This is a genomic window from Chryseobacterium cucumeris (assembly GCF_001593385.1).
Taxonomy (GTDB): domain Bacteria; phylum Bacteroidota; class Bacteroidia; order Flavobacteriales; family Weeksellaceae; genus Chryseobacterium; species Chryseobacterium cucumeris.
In genome coordinates this window covers 239,666-255,317 of sequence record NZ_LUVZ01000001.1, presented here as the reverse complement: position 1 = coordinate 255,317, position 15,652 = coordinate 239,666, and the positions used below count along the sequence as shown (strand labels likewise).

The window sequence follows — 15,652 nt, the reverse complement described above, 5'->3', positions numbered from 1 at the left end:
TAAATTTTAAAATTCATAACTCATCATTTATAATTCATCATTAAAAAGAATTAACCCAACACCGTTACTCCTTTTTCAATCATTTCATAGATGGCAGCTCTGCCGTTGTCAGGTTTTACGTTTACTGCACGTGTTCCATTGAAATGAAGGCACGTTACATATCCGTTAGCTACTGCATCCTGTGCTGTAAATTTAACACAATAGTCTAATGCCAGACCTACAATTTCTACCAGTTGGATATCATGGTATTTCAGGAAATCATCCAAACCTGTTTTCATAAAATGGTTGTTATCCTGGAAACCGCTGTAGCTGTCAATTTCAATATTTTTACCTTTCTGTACAATGTGGGTTACTTTATCTCTGTTCAGATCTTTGTGAAATTCTGCCCCAAAAGTTCCCTGAATACAGTGATCCGGCCACATAAACTGGGGAACACCATTTAAAATAATACTTTCTCCTACCTTTCTTCCATTGCTGCTTGCAAAACTTTTATGACCTGCAGGATGCCAGTCTTGTGTAAGAACCACCTGATCATATTCATTTTCTTCCATCAGGAGATTGATGTATGGAATAATTTCGCTCGCTCCAGGAACTGCAAGTGCTCCGTCTTCACAAAAATCATTCTGTACATCGACTATTATTAACGCTTTTTTCATATTTTGATTTCTCGAATTTTTGATAAATTTACAAAACTAATCTTCAAAAATTTGTCCAAACCTGAATTTTCGGACAAATCGGCAATATAAATTTTCAATGTTTTTGAATGAAAGGCATAAAATTTTAAATAATTGAAGTTTATCTGCAGCCTATTGTATTTTGAGGCTTACACCAAATATCAATAGCGTATCTTTGCAGGAAATAAGTATTTTTATGTCATTTGAATCGTTAGGATTATCACACAATATTATTCGTTCTGTCAAAAAATTAGGATATTTAAAACCGTTCCCTATACAAGAGCAGGCTGTTCCTGTTATTTTGGAAGGGAAAGATCTGATGGGAATTGCTCAGACAGGTTCTGGTAAAACAGCGTGTTTTGTGATGCCGATTCTAGAAAAATTACAGAATGCGGAAGTTAAAAAAAACCGTAATGTTCAGGTTTTGATATTGGTTCCTACCAGGGAATTAGCTATTCAGATCGATGAAGTTTTCAGGGCATTCACAGAAAATCTAAAGAGAGAAGTCCGTACGATGGCTGTTTATGGAGGTGTTTCTATCAATCCACAGATGAAGGGAATGTTTGGAGTGGAAGTTTTGATTGCTACTCCGGGACGTCTGCTGGATTTAATTGATCATAATGCATTAAGTATTTCAGGAATTAAACATTTGGTGATTGATGAAGCAGATAAAATGTTTCAGCTAGGGTTTGGTGAAGAAATGAATAAGCTTTTTGCCATGATGCCTGTAGCGAAACAAACTACTTTATTTTCAGCTACCTTGAATGATAAAGTTGCTGAAATGAAAGAACGTCTTTCTATCAATCCTACAATTATTGAGATTAAAAAAGAAGAAGTTGAAATTGATAATATCGAACAGCTTGCTTATCATGTTGCTCCGGAAAATAAAGGACCTTTTTTACGATATCTGATCAAAGAAAAAAAAGTTGAAAAGGCTTTGATTTTTGTTTCGTCTACAAGATCTGCAGATAATCTGGTAGAGAAACTTAAAAAGAATAAAATAAAAGCTGTGGCCATTCATAGCCAGAAGTCACAGGGAGCGAGAAGAAATAATCTGGAAGAATTTAAAGTAAACGGTGCTCAGATTTTGGTGGCTACAGACTTAATTGGGCGAGGAATCCATATTGAATCCCTGCCATGTGTTATCAATTACGAGTTGCCGCGTTCACCGCTGGATTATATTCACCGTATTGGTAGAACAGGGCGTGCCAATGAAAAAGGAACTGCAATCAGCATTTTGACGGATGATGAATTGCAGCATTTCAGAGTAATTCAAAAGAAAATGGGTCGAAAAGTAACCCTGCAAAGAACAGAAGGTATTGATTTACACGGATATTAATACTTTATTATAATCAAGAAAGGTTTCAGTTTATACAATTTAAGCCTTTTTTAATAAAAAATCGGTACCACAAAAAACATTATCGGTATAATTAATGCTTTATTCACTTTATATTCTTGAATTTTTGATAAATTCGCGCAAGCTGGTATTTGTCAATTATTCTCATCAATAATAGTAATACCAATCGGCAATAATTAAAAAATTAAAACCTGAACAATGATTGATTTAGAGAAAAAAAAGTTTCCAATAGGCCCGTTTGAAGTGCCTGAAAATATTTGTGATATTACATTGGATACTTATATCAAAGTAATCAAAGATTTTCCTGGAAGGCTAAAGAATCTTATTGAACATTTTACAGACGATCAATTGGATACTCCTTACAGAGAAGGAGGCTGGACAGTAAGGCAACTTGTGAATCATCTTTCTGACAGTCATATGAACAGTTTTATCCGTTTCAAACTGGCACTGACAGAAGAAAATCCTACTATAAAGCCTTATGATGAAGCGAAATGGGCGGAGCTTCAGGACAGTTTTCATATGCCCGTAAAACCGGCAATGAGAATGTTGAAGGGAACACACCAAAGATGGGTAGCTCTTCTTAAAAGTCTTACCAATAAACAGTTTGAAAGAACCTTCCATCATCCTGAGCACAATAAAAATTATAATTTAAGAGAAAGCCTTGCTTTATATGTGTGGCACTGCAATCATCATTTTGCTCATATTGAAAATCTGAAGATAGAAAAAGGTTGGTAAGAAAACGTCTTAATAATCCTATATATTATCAGGAAATTATTAACAGGATTTCTATGTTATCTGAAAACTCTATTGGAAAATGGGGGAAGATGAACGTGTGTCAAATGCTAAAGCATTGTGATTTAGTTCTTCAGGTGGCTTTGGGAAAGTTCGAACTTCCCCGTATTAATGTCATTTTTGAGGCAGTAGGGATTTTTACTAAAATAGAAATGCATATTTTCAATAATGGAATTCCCAGAAACATGCCTACTTTTCAAAAACTAATCGTTAATTTTGAGTGTGATTTCGATGTTTCAAAAACCAATCTGCTGAAAACGCTGGAAGAATTCCGGGAAGTTTGTGAAAAAAACAACCTGCCGGACCGCCACAGATTATTCGGTACAATGACTGAAAAAGACTGGACATTTTTAGAATACAAACATCTTGATCATCATCTAAAACAATTTAATGTATGAGTTTTTTTGATAAAATATTCGGTGGTAAAAACGAAACCCCTGACCAAAAAACATTCTGGAAAAAGATAGAATCTGAAGAAGACCTTGCCAAAGCAATGGAAGACTCTTTTCAGAATAGGATAGCGATATTTAAACATTCTACAAGCTGTTTCATAAGCAGGACAGTTTTGAAAAACTTTGAAAAAGAAATAGAAAATTCAGACCAACTGGTGAGTGTATACTATCTGGATTTATTGGCACACCGGCCTGTTTCTAACAAAATAGCAGCAGATTTTGAGATCAGACATGAAAGTCCGCAGCTGATTGTCATAGAGAACGGAAAACCTGTTAACAGTGCTTCACACCAGGATATTTCTTTAAGCCAGATTGTATCATGAAGAATATAAATAATTATTTAGCCAAAGTTTTAAATGTTCCGCTTCAGAATGTGAATACGTGTAGTCTTCACTATGAAGTAAAGAAAATTCCTAAAAACCAGTTCCTTCTTCAGTATGGTGAAATCTGCCGACATATTTTCTTTGTAGAAAAAGGCCTGATAAAGATGTATTCCATTGATAAAAACGGAAAGGAACATATTATACAGTTTGCTCCGGAAAGCTGGCTGATTTCTGACCGAAGCAGCCTTTATTTCAATGAAAAATCCATTTATTATATAGAAGCAGTGGAAGATTCTGAAGTTTTGTTTCTTCATCCTGATTTCTTCAACAAACTGGTAGAACAATTTCCGAACAGCATCGAAAGAAGTGATTTTCTTCTTCAGAAACATATCAGAAGTCTTCAAAACAGGATCAATTCTTTATTGGGAGAGACTGCAGAAGAAAGGTATATGAAATTCATCAAAATGTATCCGGATTTACTCCTGAGAGTTCCACAATGGATGATTGCTTCTTACCTCGGAATTACTCCTGAGAGCCTGAGCCGTGTAAGAAAGGAGCTGGCGAGAAAAAATTTCATCCCGGATAATAAATAAGAAAGGCTGGGAGATGGAGGCTTGAAGTTCTGGTAAATATAAAAAAACTTCAAGAGTTATAAGATTTCCTTTACAATATCAATAAGAATTAAGGTAAATTATTTTTAAAACTATTTTAGCTTCAATCTTCCGGCCTCCATCTTCCTTACTTTAAATAAATCTTTTTGGCAAGCTGTCCAACCTGTCTGAGTTTTGTCTGTGTATCTTCCGACCATGGAAGCCCTATGCAGAGCCTCATGCAGTTTTCAAACTGTTCCTGAAAGGTAAACATTCTTCCGGGAGCGATACTGATATTCTGTTTAATGGCCAGATCGTATAATTCTGTTGTTCGAATCTTTTGATCAAATTCTACCCATAAAGACAAGCCTCCCTGTGGACGACTGGTTTTTGTGCCTTCAGGAAAAGATTCCGCAATGGTCTGTACATAGTTCTGATAATTGAACTGTAATGTTCTGCGAAGCTGCTGAAGGTGCTTTTCGTATTTTCCGGATTTCAGAAAATTGGCAACAGCTTCATTCACAATGGAAATAGAAGATGTAGAATGCAGCAGTTTAAGCTTAAGAATTTTATCTTTATATTTCCCCGGAGCAATCCAGCCTACACGATATCCGGGAGCCAAAGTTTTTGAAATAGAGCTGCAATACAGTACGTTTCCGTCCTTATCGAAAGATTTACAACATTTTGGACGGCTGGAACCAAAATAAAGGTCTCCATAGACGTCATCTTCTATCAACGGAATATTATTTTCAGAAAGTATTTTTACAATTTCCTTTTTATTTTCATCAGGCATACAGCTTCCCAAAGGTGAATTAAAATTGGGAATCAACAAGCACAGATCTATTTTAGGCATTAATTTTTTTAAAGCCTCAATTTCTATTCCGGTAGTGGGATGGGTAGGAAGTTCCAAGACTTTTAAACCCAAACCATTGGCAAGCTGAAGAATTCCGGGATAACAAGGGCTTTCAATAGCAACGGTGTCTCCTGGTTTTCCTAAAGCCATTAAACAAAAAGAAAGAGCATTCATTCCGCCATTGGTGGTAATCAGGTCATTTTCGCTCAGATTTCCTCCCCATTGCAAAGAACGTACAGCAATCATTCTTCTTAACTTCAGATTTCCCTGAAGTTCTTCATATTCTGTACCACCGTCTTTTAATTCCCTTGTGGCGTTTACAATTTCTTTCTTAAGTTTAGCCTGAGGTAAGAGAGCTCCTGATGGAATTCCTATAGAGAAAAAGGTAAGATCCTTTTTACCCATATTTTCATATACCTTACTGATCAGTTCATCCGGTTCATCATTATTGGCGATCAATGATGGGCGGCTTACCTCAGGTAAAGGAAGTTTTGCAGAGAGCAGCTGGCTTACAAAATACCCAGACTGTGGTTTAGATTCTACTAAAGACTGTGATTCCAGTTCGAGAAAAACACGCTTGGCAGTATTCATACTCACCTGATGTTCCTGGCATAGCATTCTTACAGAAGGAAGCTTGTCTCCTGTCTTTAGAATCCCATTTCTGATCTGTCCTGCAATTCCGTCTGCAATTTCCGTATATAAAAATTCTTTACTCATATTGTTAAACTGTGCTCATGTAAATATACAAAACTGATACTGTGTTTATTTAATTATCCTTTCTAATTTTGAATATTAATTAAAAGCTTGAATAAAATGATGACAAAGCAACTATCAAAAGATGAAAATATAAGTGGCTGGATCAATGGATTTATAGGTGTAGTTTTATTTAGCGGCGGTTTGCCGGCCACTAAATTAGCTGTAATGGAAATGAGTCCTACTTTTGTAACGATTGTTCGTGCAGCTGTTGCCGGAGTCCTGGCGCTTATCGTATTATGGCTTGGGAAAGAAAAACGTCCTGTCAAAAAAGATTTGATTCCATTATTATTGGTTTCTCTTGGCTGTGTGGTAGGGTTTCCTCTTCTTTCAGCATTAGCGCTTCAATATCTTACTTCAGCGCATTCTATTGTATTTCTGGGAATGTTACCTTTGGCTACTGCTGTATTTGGTGTGATGCGTGGTGGTGAAAGACCTCATCCTATATTTTGGCTTTTTTCGATTGTAGGAAGCCTTTTGGTGATTGGCTATGCTGTTTCACAAGGAATATCTGCATCACCTATTGGAGATATTCTGATGCTGCTTGCCGTTATTTTATGTGGTATGGGTTATGCTGAAGGAGCTAAATTATCCAAGACATTAGGCGGATGGCAGGTGATTTCGTGGGCTTTGGTATTGGCGCTGCCTGTAATGATTCCTTTATTTTTTATTTATTTTCCGGCTGATATTCAAAATGTCAGTTTTCAGGGATGGTTTGGAATGGCTTATATTTCTCTTTTCAGTATGTTTATTGGATTTATATTCTGGTATAAAGGATTAGCACAGGGAGGAATAGCTACTGTTGGCCAGCTGCAGTTACTTCAACCTTTCTTTGGGCTGGCATTGGCTGCATGGCTTCTTCATGAGCAGGTAAGTGTAGGAATGCTAGGGGTGACAGTAGGGGTGATCTTATGTGTTGCAGGAACTAAGAAGTTTGCGAAATAATTAAATATAAAGCATTATGATTTAAGTCATAAGAATCTGCTTCACAATAGTCTACCTTTGATATATCACCACAAAATAGAGCATTATGAAGTTTATTATGTCAAGTCTGCTTATAGGATTTATTGTCCTGAGCTGCAAAAAAGAATCGAGGACAGAAACACATGTAGCTACAGACACAATCATAGCTGATACCATAAGGACGAATTCCGTTTCTCCTGTAAGCCCAATCCCTTCCGATACAATCCATCGTGATACGGTTTCCTCAAAAAAACTTACAGATACTATAGGAGCCCATAAAAACAAAATCCCAAAAAAGTAGCAACTTTTTATGTAATTACTTTGAAAAACCCGTTTTCAATAAGTGAAAACGGGTTTTACTATTTTGTTTTCCGACATACTATCAAAACCACAGATTTAAAAATGTGGTATCAAAAAAGCAATTTAATTACACTTTTAGTAGTGATATCTAATCAATAAATATAAAAACACTTGAAGTTGTTAAATTTTTTAACGTTTTTTAACTTTAGGAGTAATAATTAAGGTGCGGTTTTTGCATGCACATTACTATCGATTACCAATATTTTTACTAAGACTGAGAAGAGGAGAAGAAGAAAACAACACCAAAAACAACTATTATGGTTATCGACGAAAACATTTTGATTTCAGCGGGAGCAGAAACGAGACATTATACCCCTTCAGAAGTGATATTCTACGAAGGGGATATCCCTAATTATTATTACCAGATTATTAAAGGAGAAGTTAAGCTTAATAATTATAACGAAGAAGGAAAAGAATTTATTCAGAACATTTTATCCGATGGAGAAAGCTGTGGAGAATCTATTCTGTTCATAGAGAAACCTTATCCTATGAATGCTGAAGCCATTACAGAATGCAGTGTTCTAAGACTTCATAAATCCATTTTTTTTAATTTACTAAACCAGAACCCTGAATTATATATGGAGGTTAACAGTTTTCTTTCTGAACGCCTTTATTATAAATTTATTATGATGCAGAATCTTTCTTCTCAAAACCCATCCATCAGGCTTAGGGGGCTTATGGATTATTTGAAGAGCTTTCAGAAAGATGCACGTCCATATTCATTCCTGATTCCATTAACAAGGCAGCAAATGGCTAGCCTTACAGGTCTTTGTGTGGAAACAGCAATAAGGACTATTAAACATATGGAACGAGATAAAATCGTAAGAATTGAAAATCGTAAAATCTTATATTAGATTAAATTTCTATGTTTTGTTTTTTATTTAAAACCTATTTGATATTATGAAAACAATCAGCTGTATGAATATTGATGAAAGTCTTCTGCACTCTTTTGGTGCAGAAGACAAGGATTATAAAAAGCGGGAAGCAGTTTTTAGAGAAGAGGATCATGCACTTTATTATTTTCAGATTAGTGAAGGGAAAGTAAAATTGAATAATTATAATGAAAACGGAAAAGAATTCATTCATAATATTCTGGGCAAAAAACAAAGCTTTGGAGAAGCCATGCTTTTTCTCAATCAGAATTATCCAATCAATGCCATATGTCTTGAAGATTCCCGGATTATCAGACTTCCCAAAAATAATTTCTTTGAAATGATCAAACAGAATCCAGATCTTTCTCTTGAAATGAATGCCTGTTTTTCACAGGAGATTTTTTATAAATTGAAAATGGTACAGAGCCTTGCATCAGAAAACCCTATGCAGAGGCTTAAGGGTTTACTGGAATATCTTAAAAGCTATCATGATGAAGACTGCCAAAAATGTTTTCACATTGAATTTACAAGACAACAGATTGCCAACCTTACAGGTATGCGCGTGGAAACAGTAATCCGTACTCTGAAAAAAATGGAAAAAGAGGGTAGTATTATCCTAAAAGACAGAAAAATTTTGTATTAATCTGCATAAACATGATTCAGGTCATAAAAAAGTGAATTATTCTAACGTATATTTGACATACATTCTTTCACAATTCTTAAGCCCTTAGTAAAAGGCAAGCAAAAAGCATTTCGCTTTTATTATTATTTAAAATTACCGACACCCAATTGTTGCCGTCTAATACTAGTCACGGACTGCAATAGACATCACTAAATATTAATAAAAAAATTCAGTTATGAACACTAGAAATTCGAGAAGCAGCAGCTCAAGAGGGCGTTCGCATTCGCCAGAAAACCTTGAAGAAGTATATCAATTAGGATATGATCATGGTTTTAATGATGCAACAAGAGATGAAGATTATGACGATGATTTTTCAGAATATGAAAATTATTTTGATAATGAAAATGACGATTATGATGATGATTACGATGAAGATGATTATGATGAATACGACGACGATTATGATGATGAAGATGATGAAGATTATGATGATGACGAAGAAGACGATGATGATCAGAGGGGTCGTAGAGGAGGAAGAAGCAGTTCAAGAGGCGGAAACGGCAATCAGCAGAGAGACAGCCAGGGAAGATTTACTTCCGGTAGAGGCGGTTCTCGTGGAGGAAACTCCGGTGGTAGTTCCCGAGGACGTTCAAATTCTGGTTCCGGCTCCCGATCAGGAGGCAGAGGCAGGTCATCATCGGGAGATGGTACTTCAAGAAGAGGTTTCGCTTCCATGAGCAAAGCTGAGCGTACGAGAATAGCCAGAATGGGAGGTCAGGCTTCACATGGTGGAGGCAGATCTTCGAACTCAGGTTCCGGCTCAGGAAGAGGAGGTTCATCGAGATCAGGAAACAATAGTAATAGCTCAGGAAGAGGAGGTTCAAACTCAAACTCAGGAAATTCAAGAAGAGGATTTGCTGCGATGAGTAAATCTGAGCGTACAAGAATAGCCAGAATGGGAGGTCAGGCATCCCACGGAGGCGGAAGATCTTCAGGTCGTTCCGGATTCGGAGGCAGACGTAATTCATAATTCTTTTTCCAGGATTGCCTCTTTAGACTTATATAAAGAGGTAATCCTTTAATAACAAACACCATTTACACCATGCCCAATAAAATATTAGAAGCTGAAAGTGCAGTTCCTGCTACCAAGAAAGGTACGGCAGACAAAGAAACAGTCAACAAGGATGAAATGAAAAGTTCTCCGCTGCATAAGTTTTTTGTAAGTGCTCTTAAAGATATTTATTTTGCTGAAAATGCCATTCTTGAAGCGCTGGAAAAGATGCAGGAAGCCGCAACAACGGAAGAACTGAAGGATGCGTTTGAAGATCATCATCTTCAGACCCAAAAACACGTTAAGCGACTGGAAAAAGTATTCCAGCTTATTGAAGAAAAGCCCGAAAAAAAAGAATGTAAAGCTATTAAAGGAATCATCGAAGAAGGCGAAGAAGTCATCAAATCCACAGAAGATGGTTCTGCAACAAGAGATGTAGCACTAATTATTGCTGCACAGAAAGTAGAACATTACGAAATTGCCACTTACGGCGGGCTGGCCCAGCTAGCCATAACCATGGGACATGATAAGGCTGCAGACCTTCTTGAAAGAACCCTTCAGGAAGAAGAAGATACGGATTCGTATCTTACAGATATTGCGGAGACATCCATCAATTTCGATGCAGAACAAGAAGACTAAACTATGCAATAAGCCATATAGCTTGTTCTATATGGCTTATTTTAATCATGAAATCAAAATATATGGACTGTCAGAAAATCATAAAAACACTGAAACACAAAGATTTTGTAAAAGTCTCCCATACAGGGACGTGTTTCGAAGATGGAGCTGCAATTTATGCTAAAGAGATCAGAGAAAATATCTTCCTGCTATTTATCATTCTGAAAGATATTGATATTGAAAATATCCAGGCGTTAATTGCTCATTTCGACTGTTTAGGCAGTATAGGCTTAAAAGAACCGGAGCAGATCATGTTTTATTTATCCATAAAAGATAAAAATGACCTTCATTATTTTGAACAGTATTTGAAAGTTTCCAATAACTAATACCATTTTTTGAATATGACATTTGAAAACGACACTTTGCAACAGTCCGAATTGAATAACAAAAATAATGCAATAGAGAATGAGTCTTTATTTCCGTCTGTTATGAATTCTTACGGAGTGACAGCTTTTCTGATCAAGTCTCTGGAAAAGATTAAGAACAATGCTACCTGTGAAGTTCTGAAAGGAGTTATAGATACTTATCTCGAAGAATATATCCTCAATATCCAGGAGTTCCACTCTAATAACACAACGAAAACTACGGATATGGATGCTGAAATAAGATATGAATCTCCCGCATTTACTTTATATGCCAAAACAGCTTATTATAAAGTTCTGAAGGAAGAAGAATATATCAACAGGATTCTTGAAATTCTGGGAAATAAGACAGATTAATTTCTGTGTCCCATGATCTACTGCTTTTGAAAGAAAATACACCAACCACAAAAAGATTATGAATATGAACACCAACGAACACAACAAGAAAGCAGAACAACTGGATGTACACAGTACTTCCAATGATAATGAAAAACTGACTACCAATCAGGGCTTAAAGATCAATAACAATCAGGATTCTTTAAAAGCCGGAGAGCGCGGCCCTTCATTACTGGAAGATTTCATTCTGAGGGAAAAGATTACCCATTTTGATCATGAAAGAATCCCTGAAAGAGTAGTTCACGCCAGAGGTTCCGGCGCGCATGGCATTTTTAAACTTACTAAAAGCCTTGCAGAGTATACCAAAGCAAAATTTTTAACAGAACTGGGAAAAGAAACACCTGTATTTGTACGGTTTTCAACTGTAGCAGGGAGTAAAGGAAGTACAGATCTTGCAAGGGATGTCCGTGGATTTGCGGTGAAATTCTATACTGAAGAAGGAAATTATGACCTGGTGGCCAATAATATGCCGGTATTTTTTATTCAGGATGCGATCAAGTTTCCTGATCTTGTGCATGCCGTAAAACCGGAACCAGACAATGAAATTCCGCAGGCTGCATCTGCTCATGATACATTTTGGGATTTTATTTCACTAATGCCCGAAAGTATGCACATGATTATGTGGCTAATGAGCGATAGAGCGATCCCGAGAAGTCTGAGAATGATGGAGGGCTTTGGCGTACATTCTTTTAAATTCATCAATGAGGCAGGAAAAGTACATTTTGTAAAATTCCATTTTAAGCCCAGATTAGGCGTGCATTCCGTAGCCTGGAGTGAAGCTCAGATGATTTCCGGAGTAGATTCTGACTTCCATAAACGGGATCTATGGGAAGCCATTGAAAATGGTGATTATCCGGAATGGGATTTCGGGGTACAGCTTATTCCTGAAGAAGATGAACACAAATTTGATTTTGATCTTCTTGACCCTACAAAAATAGTTCCCGAAGAAGAAGTTCCTGTAGAAATTGTTGGAACTTTAACGCTTAACAGAAATCCGGATAATTTCTTTGCAGAAACCGAGCAGATTGCTTTTCACCCGGGACATATTATTCCTGGGATTGATTTCACCAATGATCCGCTGCTGCAGGGAAGATTATTTTCATATACCGATACACAGCTTTCAAGACTGGGGTCGCCTAATTTCCATGAAATACCGATCAACAGATCCATCAATACGGTTCATAACAACCAAAGAGATGGCCATATGAGACAGCAGATCGTGAAAGGAAAAAGCAGCTATGAACCGAATTCCATAGGCGGTGGATGTCCTTTTCAGGCCATGATGTCTGAAGGCGGCTTTACCTCCCAGCAGGAAAGAGTTTCAGGAGTGAAGATCAGAGAAAGGAGTAAAAGCTTTGTAGATCATTATTCACAGGCGAAATTATTCTATAACAGCCAGTCTGCACCGGAGAAAACACACCTTCAGAATGCGTTGATCTTTGAATTGTCAAAGGTAACCCGTCCTGAGATCAGAGAAAGACTGGTAGGGCAGCTTGCCTATATTGATACAGATCTTGCATGGAAAGTAGCGGAAAAATTAGGAGTGGAAGTTAAAAAACTGGAATGGCCCAATCAAAGTCTGCCGGCGGATAGTAACATCATAGAACTTCAAAGCGAAGAAAGAGAACCACATACACAGTTTTCTGATGCTTTAAGCATGATGAATACCGTTAAAAACACGATTAAAAGCCGAAAAATAGGCTTTATTCTGGCTAACGGTGCAGATGGAGGAGCTGTCAATGATCTTAAAACAAAACTTGAAGCAGAAGGTGCCAGAGTGGAACTGATTGCAACAAGTGTTGCTCCGGTAAAACTCAATGACGGTTCCGAGCTGACTCCCAAACATTCTCTTACCAGTACGGCAAGTGTCTGTTTTGATGCTCTTACCATCTGTCCGGGAGAAAATTCCGTAAAAGAATTGATGATTGCTGAAAACAAACATCTGGTTCTGCATTTCATCAATGAAGCTTATAAACACTGTAAAGCAATTTACTTTGGAAAAGATACAGAGGTACTTTACCATAATTCCAATGTATCAGCGAAACAACATGAGGATCCTGCAATCATTACATGGGAAGACAATGATCCATCAGATAAATTCATCCAGGCTGTTGCTCAGCACAGAGTCTGGGATCTTGAAAAGGAGAGAAACGCTTAAATGATAAACACCCTTCACACCACACCAAGCAACTTAAATATTTTTATGTGAAAGCAAAGCTGCTGTCTATTTATTCAGCAGCTTTTTTAGCTTTCTTTTTTTAACCTCATTAAAAATTATACTATTATGGATTTTCAGAAAAATCTTTTAGAATATATAAGTCAGTCACTGATGACCACCGATGAAACCATTTCAATTGCAGAAAGTGTTACGTCAGGATGCTTGCAACTGGCTTTTTCACAGATGCCTAATGCGTCAATGTTCTACAAAGGAGGAATGACAGCCTATTCTTTGTCAGAAAAAGTAAAATTACTAAAGGTTGACAGACAGGAAGCTGAAGAATGTGACTGCGTTTCAGAGAATATTGCAGAGACGATGGCTTTAAATGTAGCAAGACTTTACGAATCCGACTGGTCTATTGCCACTACCGGCTACTGTACGCCAATCCGGAATTCAGGATATAAAATTTTTGCCTATTTCTCATTCTCTTACAAAGGTGAGATTGTCCTGACTAAAAAACTGGAATTACATCCGAAAACACAAGCTCTAAATGCCCAGCTGTATTACACGGAATTTATTCTGGGCTGTTTTAAAAGTGAGCTTAACAGGCTTTTAATCTTAAAATAAAATTTATGCAACGCAAGAATCAATTTGTACTTATTACAGGTGCTACCAGTGGTATTGGTTATGAACTCGCGAAACAGTTTGCCATGAACGGCTACGATCTTGTCATTGTAGCCAGAGACCATGAAGAACTGGTAAGAAAAGCCGAAGAATTTAAAAACCATGGAGTAAACGTGATCAGTATCTCTAAAAATCTGTTTTTAGAAGAAGAAGCGTATTCTCTTTATTCTGAATTGAAAATGAATGCAATAAGTCCTGAAATATTAGTTAATGCCGCAGGACAGGGAGTGTATGGGAAATTTCAGGATACGGATATTCATAGGGAAATAGATATTGTTCATTTAAATATTATTTCAGTTCTCATCCTTACAAAGCTTTTTATTAAGGACAGGCTTCCAAAAGGATCAGGAAAAATTCTGAATCTGGCTTCTGTGGCCAGTAAAGCTCCTGGCCCATGGCATTCGGTATACCATGCTACCAAAGCATTTGTTTTGTCGTGGTCTGAAGCCATTCGTGAAGAGCTGAAAGACTCCGGAATTACAGTGACGGCTCTTTTACCCGGCCCTACAGATACTGACTTTTTTAATAAAGCAGATATGAACCGCAGTAAAATACTGGAAGATAAAGATAGTCTGGCCTCTCCGGAAGAAGTGGCAATTGACGGCTATAACGCTCTGATGAATAATGAAGATAAAATAATTTCGGGTTTGAAAAATAAACTGTCCGTAGCGATGGCGAATCTTACAAGTGATAGTATGGCCGCTCATAGAATGGCAGAAATGCAGAAACCAATAGAATAGAGCAGAAATAAAAAGATTATGAAATGGGAAAATTAGATAACAAATCTGTTTTGATTACCGGAGCCGACAGCGGAATAGGTAAGGCAGTGGCTCTTCTTTTTGCTTTGGAAGGAGCAGACATTGCTATTATTTATCATTCAAGTGATAGTGATGCTGAAAAAACAAAAAGAGAAATTGAAAACCTGAATAGAAAATGCATCATCTTTCAGGGAGATATCAATGATTATGAATTTTGTGAAAAAACAGTAAAAGAAGTTAATTCATCATTCGGAAAAATTGATATCGTCATTAATAATGCCGGAGTTCAATTTCCTGCAGACAGTATTGAACAACTTGAAGAGAAAAACATCAGACAGACCTTTGATTCCAATATTGTAGGAATGATTTTATTAACGAAAGTTGTATTTCCTTACCTGAAACAAGGAAGCTGCGTAATCAATACCACTTCCGTTTCCGCTTATCAGGGACATCCTGAGCTCCTTGACTATTCTGCAACAAAAGGCGCTATTGTTTCTTTCACCCGCTCATTGGCACTGCAGGCCAAACCCAAAGGAATCAGGATTAATGCCGTTGCTCCGGGACCTGTGGCTACACCGCTTACTGAAGAAACTTTTAATGAAAAAGAAGAAAATCCCAACAAACCACCGTTGGAAAGAAATGCAACGCCTGAAGAAATAGCCTTCAGCTTTCTTTTTCTGGCAAGTCCGGATGCCTCACAAATGACAGGACAGGTACTTCATCCCAATGGAGGACTGATAGTAAACGGATAAAGTATATTAAAGTATAAAACATCAAAATATTTAAAATATGAAAACTACAGCACTTATTTTAGGCGTTATCAGCCTGTTTGCTTTTACTTCCTGCCGATGTAATATTGATGAAGACGAAAACAAGAAAAGGGATCAGAAAAGCAGTTCGTCCAATACCGATAAATCAGGTCTGCCCGAAAGTGATACCCTGAGTATCAGATAA

Annotated in this window: 20 protein-coding genes; 18 read left to right on the top strand and 2 right to left on the bottom strand. The window is 37.0% G+C overall.

The window, feature by feature from the left end:
- Nucleotides 1-50 precede the first annotated feature (50 nt).
- Entirely contained in the window at nt 51-656 is a 606-nt protein-coding gene (gene pncA / locus A1704_RS01195; protein ID WP_062669690.1) for a bifunctional nicotinamidase/pyrazinamidase, read from the bottom strand.
- Nucleotides 657-870: 214 nt separating this feature from the next.
- Here pncA and A1704_RS01190 point away from each other — a divergent pair, with 214 nt between their 5' ends.
- The 5 genes from A1704_RS01190 (at nt 871) to A1704_RS01170 (ending at nt 4,191) form a co-directional block, all read left to right on the top strand.
- On the top strand, nt 871-2,013 hold the full coding sequence (locus tag A1704_RS01190) for a DEAD/DEAH box helicase (protein ID WP_062669688.1): 1,143 nt from the start codon (nt 871-873) through the stop codon (nt 2,011-2,013).
- Nucleotides 2,014-2,229: 216 nt separating this feature from the next.
- Nucleotides 2,230-2,766, top strand: coding sequence for a YfiT family bacillithiol transferase (locus tag A1704_RS01185; RefSeq protein ID WP_062669686.1), 537 nt, complete (start codon nt 2,230-2,232; stop codon nt 2,764-2,766).
- Complete coding sequence (locus tag A1704_RS01180; RefSeq protein ID WP_262486803.1) at nt 2,760-3,221, top strand: DUF1569 domain-containing protein; 462 nt, start codon at nt 2,760-2,762, stop codon at nt 3,219-3,221. The genes A1704_RS01185 and A1704_RS01180 overlap by 7 nt, the downstream gene beginning before the upstream one ends.
- On the top strand, nt 3,218-3,598 hold the full coding sequence (gene ytxJ / locus A1704_RS01175) for a bacillithiol system redox-active protein YtxJ (RefSeq protein ID WP_062669684.1): 381 nt from the start codon (nt 3,218-3,220) through the stop codon (nt 3,596-3,598). Before A1704_RS01180 ends, ytxJ begins: the two co-directional genes overlap by 4 nt.
- Nucleotides 3,595-4,191, top strand: a complete 597-nt coding sequence (locus tag A1704_RS01170; RefSeq protein ID WP_034698263.1) for a Crp/Fnr family transcriptional regulator — start codon at nt 3,595-3,597, stop codon at nt 4,189-4,191. The genes ytxJ and A1704_RS01170 overlap by 4 nt, the downstream gene beginning before the upstream one ends.
- A gap of 145 nt (nt 4,192-4,336) precedes the next feature.
- Here A1704_RS01170 and A1704_RS01165 read toward each other — a convergent pair whose 3' ends face one another.
- Entirely contained in the window at nt 4,337-5,758 is a 1,422-nt protein-coding gene (locus A1704_RS01165; protein WP_062669682.1) for an aminotransferase-like domain-containing protein, read from the bottom strand.
- Nucleotides 5,759-5,854: 96 nt separating this feature from the next.
- Here A1704_RS01165 and A1704_RS01160 point away from each other — a divergent pair, with 96 nt between their 5' ends.
- The 13 genes from A1704_RS01160 (at nt 5,855) to A1704_RS24325 (ending at nt 15,652) form a co-directional block, all read left to right on the top strand.
- A complete protein-coding gene (locus tag A1704_RS01160) occupies nt 5,855-6,739 on the top strand; it encodes a DMT family transporter (protein ID WP_117753074.1) in 885 nt (294 codons plus the stop codon).
- Nucleotides 6,740-6,824: 85 nt separating this feature from the next.
- Nucleotides 6,825-7,058: a hypothetical protein gene (locus A1704_RS01155; protein ID WP_062669679.1), complete on the top strand. Its 234-nt coding sequence runs from the start codon at nt 6,825-6,827 to the stop codon at nt 7,056-7,058.
- 316 nt (nt 7,059-7,374) lie between these two features.
- Nucleotides 7,375-7,971, top strand: coding sequence for a Crp/Fnr family transcriptional regulator (locus tag A1704_RS01150; RefSeq protein WP_062669677.1), 597 nt, complete (start codon nt 7,375-7,377; stop codon nt 7,969-7,971).
- Between the two features lie 46 nt (nt 7,972-8,017).
- Nucleotides 8,018-8,632 (top strand): Crp/Fnr family transcriptional regulator, encoded by a 615-nt coding sequence (locus tag A1704_RS01145; RefSeq protein ID WP_062669675.1) that lies wholly within the window; start codon nt 8,018-8,020, stop codon nt 8,630-8,632.
- A gap of 214 nt (nt 8,633-8,846) precedes the next feature.
- Nucleotides 8,847-9,641 carry a KGG domain-containing protein gene (locus A1704_RS01140; RefSeq protein WP_062669673.1) on the top strand — a complete coding sequence of 265 codons (795 nt, stop codon included), beginning with the start codon at nt 8,847-8,849 and terminating at the stop codon, nt 9,639-9,641.
- A 72-nt stretch (nt 9,642-9,713) separates the two neighbouring features.
- Entirely contained in the window at nt 9,714-10,301 is a 588-nt protein-coding gene (locus A1704_RS01135) for a ferritin-like domain-containing protein (protein WP_062669671.1), read from the top strand.
- Between the two features lie 62 nt (nt 10,302-10,363).
- Nucleotides 10,364-10,666, top strand: a complete 303-nt coding sequence (locus A1704_RS01130; RefSeq protein ID WP_131797461.1) for a hypothetical protein — start codon at nt 10,364-10,366, stop codon at nt 10,664-10,666.
- Between the two features lie 15 nt (nt 10,667-10,681).
- Complete coding sequence (locus A1704_RS01125) at nt 10,682-11,059, top strand: hypothetical protein (RefSeq protein WP_062669667.1); 378 nt, start codon at nt 10,682-10,684, stop codon at nt 11,057-11,059.
- Between the two features lie 58 nt (nt 11,060-11,117).
- Nucleotides 11,118-13,256 (top strand): catalase, encoded by a 2,139-nt coding sequence (locus A1704_RS01120; RefSeq protein WP_062669665.1) that lies wholly within the window; start codon nt 11,118-11,120, stop codon nt 13,254-13,256.
- Between the two features lie 126 nt (nt 13,257-13,382).
- On the top strand, nt 13,383-13,883 hold the full coding sequence (locus A1704_RS01115) for a CinA family protein (RefSeq protein ID WP_047430617.1): 501 nt from the start codon (nt 13,383-13,385) through the stop codon (nt 13,881-13,883).
- A gap of 5 nt (nt 13,884-13,888) precedes the next feature.
- Nucleotides 13,889-14,680 carry an SDR family NAD(P)-dependent oxidoreductase gene (locus A1704_RS01110; RefSeq protein WP_062669663.1) on the top strand — a complete coding sequence of 264 codons (792 nt, stop codon included), beginning with the start codon at nt 13,889-13,891 and terminating at the stop codon, nt 14,678-14,680.
- Nucleotides 14,681-14,703: 23 nt separating this feature from the next.
- A complete protein-coding gene (locus A1704_RS01105; protein WP_062669661.1) occupies nt 14,704-15,450 on the top strand; it encodes an SDR family oxidoreductase in 747 nt (248 codons plus the stop codon).
- Nucleotides 15,451-15,487: 37 nt separating this feature from the next.
- Nucleotides 15,488-15,652 (top strand): hypothetical protein, encoded by a 165-nt coding sequence (locus tag A1704_RS24325; RefSeq protein ID WP_157885741.1) that lies wholly within the window; start codon nt 15,488-15,490, stop codon nt 15,650-15,652.

What these genes read in the sequence shown, in the direction of transcription:
- A1704_RS01160 (WP_117753074.1), top strand. Translation starts at nt 5,855, where the DNA reads ATGATGACAAAGCAACTATCAAAAGATGAAAATATAAGTGGCTGGATC.
- A1704_RS01190 (WP_062669688.1), top strand. Translation starts at nt 871, where the DNA reads ATGTCATTTGAATCGTTAGGATTATCACACAATATTATTCGTTCTGTC.
- A1704_RS01150 (WP_062669677.1), top strand. Translation starts at nt 7,375, where the DNA reads ATGGTTATCGACGAAAACATTTTGATTTCAGCGGGAGCAGAAACGAGA.
- A1704_RS01145 (WP_062669675.1), top strand. Translation starts at nt 8,018, where the DNA reads ATGAAAACAATCAGCTGTATGAATATTGATGAAAGTCTTCTGCACTCT.
- A1704_RS01140 (WP_062669673.1), top strand. Translation starts at nt 8,847, where the DNA reads ATGAACACTAGAAATTCGAGAAGCAGCAGCTCAAGAGGGCGTTCGCAT.
- A1704_RS01120 (WP_062669665.1), top strand. Translation starts at nt 11,118, where the DNA reads ATGAATATGAACACCAACGAACACAACAAGAAAGCAGAACAACTGGAT.
- A1704_RS01130 (WP_131797461.1), top strand. Translation starts at nt 10,364, where the DNA reads ATGGACTGTCAGAAAATCATAAAAACACTGAAACACAAAGATTTTGTA.
- A1704_RS01185 (WP_062669686.1), top strand. Translation starts at nt 2,230, where the DNA reads ATGATTGATTTAGAGAAAAAAAAGTTTCCAATAGGCCCGTTTGAAGTG.
- A1704_RS01165 (WP_062669682.1), bottom strand. Translation starts at nt 5,758, where the DNA reads ATGAGTAAAGAATTTTTATATACGGAAATTGCAGACGGAATTGCAGGA.
- A1704_RS01170 (WP_034698263.1), top strand. Translation starts at nt 3,595, where the DNA reads ATGAAGAATATAAATAATTATTTAGCCAAAGTTTTAAATGTTCCGCTT.
- A1704_RS01110 (WP_062669663.1), top strand. Translation starts at nt 13,889, where the DNA reads ATGCAACGCAAGAATCAATTTGTACTTATTACAGGTGCTACCAGTGGT.
- pncA (WP_062669690.1), bottom strand. Translation starts at nt 656, where the DNA reads ATGAAAAAAGCGTTAATAATAGTCGATGTACAGAATGATTTTTGTGAA.
- A1704_RS01105 (WP_062669661.1), top strand. Translation starts at nt 14,704, where the DNA reads ATGGGAAAATTAGATAACAAATCTGTTTTGATTACCGGAGCCGACAGC.
- A1704_RS24325 (WP_157885741.1), top strand. Translation starts at nt 15,488, where the DNA reads ATGAAAACTACAGCACTTATTTTAGGCGTTATCAGCCTGTTTGCTTTT.
- A1704_RS01125 (WP_062669667.1), top strand. Translation starts at nt 10,682, where the DNA reads ATGACATTTGAAAACGACACTTTGCAACAGTCCGAATTGAATAACAAA.
- A1704_RS01115 (WP_047430617.1), top strand. Translation starts at nt 13,383, where the DNA reads ATGGATTTTCAGAAAAATCTTTTAGAATATATAAGTCAGTCACTGATG.
- A1704_RS01155 (WP_062669679.1), top strand. Translation starts at nt 6,825, where the DNA reads ATGAAGTTTATTATGTCAAGTCTGCTTATAGGATTTATTGTCCTGAGC.
- A1704_RS01135 (WP_062669671.1), top strand. Translation starts at nt 9,714, where the DNA reads ATGCCCAATAAAATATTAGAAGCTGAAAGTGCAGTTCCTGCTACCAAG.
- ytxJ (WP_062669684.1), top strand. Translation starts at nt 3,218, where the DNA reads ATGAGTTTTTTTGATAAAATATTCGGTGGTAAAAACGAAACCCCTGAC.